The 1,059-nt window shown below is 53.9% G+C and carries 1 rRNA gene; it reads left to right on the plus strand.

Annotated elements, in window-relative coordinates:
• Window positions 1–1,059 (plus strand): 23S ribosomal RNA (locus ABIE11_RS21795); the annotation flags it as partial.

The raw sequence follows: 1,059 nt of genomic DNA on the forward strand, positions 1-1,059 counted from the left end.
GGAGCTGAAACCAGTCGAAGATACCAGCTGGCTGCAACTGTTTATTAAAAACACAGCACTGTGCAAACACGAAAGTGGACGTATACGGTGTGACGCCTGCCCGGTGCCGGAAGGTTAATTGATGGGGTTAGCGGCAACGCGAAGCTCTTGATCGAAGCCCCGGTAAACGGCGGCCGTAACTATAACGGTCCTAAGGTAGCGAAATTCCTTGTCGGGTAAGTTCCGACCTGCACGAATGGCGTAATGATGGCCAGGCTGTCTCCACCCGAGACTCAGTGAAATTGAACTCGCTGTGAAGATGCAGTGTACCCGCGGCAAGACGGAAAGACCCCGTGAACCTTTACTATAGCTTGACACTGAACACTGGTCCTTGATGTGTAGGATAGGTGGGAGGCTTTGAAGCGTGGACGCCAGTCTGCGTGGAGCCAACCTTGAAATACCACCCTTTAATGGCTGGTGTTCTAACGTAGACCCGTAATCCGGGTTGCGGACAGTGTCTGGTGGGTAGTTTGACTGGGGCGGTCTCCTCCTAAAGAGTAACGGAGGAGCACGAAGGTTAGCTAATCCTGGTCGGACATCAGGAGGTTAGTGCAATGGCATAAGCTAGCTTGACTGCGAGAGTGACGGCTCGAGCAGGTGCGAAAGCAGGTCATAGTGATCCGGTGGTTCTGAATGGAAGGGCCATCGCTCAACGGATAAAAGGTACTCCGGGGATAACAGGCTGATACCGCCCAAGAGTTCATATCGACGGCGGTGTTTGGCACCTCGATGTCGGCTCATCACATCCTGGGGCTGAAGTAGGTCCCAAGGGTACGGCTGTTCGCCGTTTAAAGTGGTACGCGAGCTGGGTTTAGAACGTCGTGAGACAGTTCGGTCCCTATCTGCCGTGGGCGCTGGAGAATTGAGGGGGGCTGCTCCTAGTACGAGAGGACCGGAGTGGACGCATCACTGGTGTTCGGGTTGTCATGCCAATGGCATTGCCCGGTAGCTAAATGCGGAAAAGATAAGTGCTGAAAGCATCTAAGCACGAAACTTGCCCCGAGATGAGTTCTCCCTGAC

Source organism: Lelliottia sp. 489 (assembly GCF_050435885.1).
GTDB classification, from domain to species: Bacteria; Pseudomonadota; Gammaproteobacteria; order Enterobacterales; family Enterobacteriaceae; genus Enterobacter; species Enterobacter nimipressuralis.